The following is a 2,609-nucleotide window of genomic DNA, read 5'->3' as shown; positions in this document are numbered from 1 at the left end:
ATTTGTAGAGCGAATATAATAGTTATAAATTAAAGATTATAGAATTCATTTAACTTTTTTCGTATAGACTTGTTTTCCGATACCTTCTTAGTTAGTAAAATTATAATCTTTAGTTTTTCTCCTGCTTATAGAAAAGGGATAGAATCAATTGTAAAGTCAATGACCTAAACATAATTAAATTTTTAAGGAGAACTATCGAACTTTCTACTGCTATTCCAATTGAAGAACTGAAAGAAAAGGAGAGCAATCTGTTGAAAATGCAAAAACTAACTAAATAAGACTCTTAAACAATATTTTAAGGAAGCAAAATTGTAGAAATAAGAATTATAATTGCAATCGGATTAGTTCCTTAATTCAGGCTATTGATAATTTTTTGTGCGGTTCCCAAACTGCACCCACCAAGTAAAGCCGCTCGTCTTAAAGATTGATTATTTTCAGTAAGCTCCTTTACAACCGATTTATATTTTTCTAGTAGTTGGGCATCTGCCATTTTACTTCCATAGAGTCGCTCCTTATATATATCTTTGATTTTGGCAATTTCAATACCCTGCTTTTGGCGTTCTCGAAGATGTACTTGACTTTAGTCATTTATTCCTTTTTAAGCTTCTATTTATACACTATATGAATATAGTATATAAATTAGGGTATTAAATAAATACACCATAACACCATACCTATTTAAATAGGTTTTATAGTTCCCTTTATTCAGAAAGGAAAAAAACAGTCAAATTTATTTATCTCGGATGCTTATTACGCATTTCTTCAGAAGTTTTCCCTAAGCCCATCTCCCCATCTTCCTTTCCTTTTTTGACTATCATTTTCATTTCTTCAACTGAAAATGGATAAAAACGATCTGAATCATCTAAAAAGCTCATGACTTGCTTATATCGTTCTTTGGTAGACAGTCTATCAAGCAAGTTCTTAACATCTTCATCTGTTAATGTAGCTCCCATAATCAAAATATTTGTAATAAAAATTTCCCATTAGAGCTTGTTGTATCAAATTCTGGTTCAGAGAGGCTCTTAAACCGAATCGATTTCTGGTCAAAAGTCTCAATTAGATTTACAAGGTTTCGATATTCGATCTATTTTATAAACAATAACAGTATCTCCTGTACGAAGGAAATCTAACATATCTTGAAGACTTTTTCTATCTTGTCGGACTCCGTTAGAAATATCTGTATATATTTTGTCACACTTATCTTTTAACAAGTTTACTTGTATATCTAAATTTTATTCATCTGCGGAAACTCTTGCATATTCTACAATCATACTTGTTTCAAAAAAGGTTTATTTATAAAATAATTAAAAAAGACGGAAAAAAGCACTAACTCATATATCAAATTATCAGAATTCCTATGGTTTCACAAAAGGAACGTTTAATATTACAGAATTAACAAGAGTAAATTCACTTTTTCATTGAAAAATCTATTTAGAATGGTTGTACTATTTAGAACATACTTATTCTGTCTGTTGACAGGAGTATTATTGTTTCCTTCTCCGAAGAATAATTTACCTGAAAAATTATTAATACAGGCTCAGGATAGCTGATTATAGATAAGCTTGATATTACGCTTAATCTACTTGCTTCTATCCAAAATCCCGAAAGGATGGATAAAGAGATGTATATTAAGTATATTGTAAGCTATGTCGGTGCAAAAAAGGAAACTAAGGCTGATATCTACATGGATAGATTAATTTTCAAGGCTCAGAGCTACTTTAATGACAAAGGGGATTCTAAGAATTCAGCTCTGGCCTATTTTTATTCTGCATGGGTGTATTACACCAACAATAAATTACCTCAACTCTGGAATCCTTTATGCACCACGGTGCTGACGCAGCCGAGAGATCACAGAATCATTTATTAGCTGCAAAAAGCTTTAATAACATAGGATATATTTATTTTAAACAGGATATGTTTGAAAGTGCTGTGGTAAACTATCAAAAAGCTTTATTATTCTTTGAAGAATCTGGGTGTGGTGTCTTATGGTAGCAAAGACTATGATAAGGCTATTGAGTATCTTGAATCGGCGCTGGCTATAGATGTCGGGGATCAAGTAAATCGATTGGATATTCAAAAAACACATACCGCTTTACTAAATATCTACACTAAGATAGGTGATCTTAAGTCTGCCAAAGAATACGCACAGATTGTTATTGATGATCTTTCGGATGTAAAATATCCTTATACTTTAAAAGTGATATATGCTTCTCTGGATGATCATTTTGAGCAAATGAGCGATTACAAAAAGGCTCTGAGATATAGTAAGATGTAGAGGGCTACTCAAGGGTAGATCGAGCTGCAAAGGGATGCGGCAGCTTTATTGGAGGCGGACAAGAAATTCTATCTGGGGCAAAAGGATAACCAGGCAATGGAGTTCAAATCCAAGATGTATCTGCTTATGGTGACAGGAGTCTTCGCATTTGTTATCATGTTGTTTTTTGTCCTGATGGCTCGCCGAACCCAGAAAAAAGATTCAGGCGCATGTTGACAAGTATGATGAACTAAGATATGTTTTTTATCTTAAATAATATTCAAAAAAGATGTAATAAATCTTTAACACAGGACTAATTAGTTATATGTTGTTTTAAACATTTCGTCCCTACTTT

At 32.2% G+C, this 2,609-nt stretch carries 4 protein-coding genes; 2 read left to right on the top strand and 2 right to left on the bottom strand.

Annotated elements, in window-relative coordinates:
- Nucleotides 1-734: 734 nt before the first annotated feature.
- Both HGC4_RS12745 and HGC4_RS19290 read right to left on the bottom strand, forming a co-directional pair.
- The gene (locus HGC4_RS12745) at nt 735-953 is read right to left on the bottom strand and encodes a hypothetical protein (protein WP_050710523.1); all 219 of its coding nucleotides are present in this window, start codon (nt 951-953) and stop codon (nt 735-737) included.
- Nucleotides 954-1,052: 99 nt separating this feature from the next.
- Nucleotides 1,053-1,223 carry a recombinase family protein gene (locus tag HGC4_RS19290; protein ID WP_373419314.1) on the bottom strand — a complete coding sequence of 57 codons (171 nt, stop codon included), beginning with the start codon at nt 1,221-1,223 and terminating at the stop codon, nt 1,053-1,055.
- 595 nt (nt 1,224-1,818) lie between these two features.
- Here HGC4_RS19290 and HGC4_RS19285 point away from each other — a divergent pair.
- Nucleotides 1,819-1,992, top strand: coding sequence for a tetratricopeptide repeat protein (locus HGC4_RS19285; protein WP_082204175.1), 174 nt, complete (start codon nt 1,819-1,821; stop codon nt 1,990-1,992).
- On the top strand, nt 1,961-2,275 hold the full coding sequence (locus HGC4_RS12735) for a tetratricopeptide repeat protein (RefSeq protein ID WP_050710521.1): 315 nt from the start codon (nt 1,961-1,963) through the stop codon (nt 2,273-2,275). The genes HGC4_RS19285 and HGC4_RS12735 overlap by 32 nt, the downstream gene beginning before the upstream one ends.
- Nucleotides 2,276-2,609 lie beyond the last annotated feature (334 nt).

The organism is Dysgonomonas sp. HGC4, assembly GCF_001261715.1.
GTDB lineage: Bacteria > Bacteroidota > Bacteroidia > Bacteroidales > Dysgonomonadaceae > Dysgonomonas_A.
The sequence above is the reverse complement of the archived record's forward strand: the minus strand, read 5'-3'. Positions and strand labels throughout refer to the sequence as shown.

What these genes read in the sequence shown, in the direction of transcription:
- HGC4_RS19285 (WP_082204175.1), top strand. Translation starts at nt 1,819, where the DNA reads ATGCACCACGGTGCTGACGCAGCCGAGAGATCACAGAATCATTTATTA.
- HGC4_RS12745 (WP_050710523.1), bottom strand. Translation starts at nt 953, where the DNA reads ATGGGAGCTACATTAACAGATGAAGATGTTAAGAACTTGCTTGATAGA.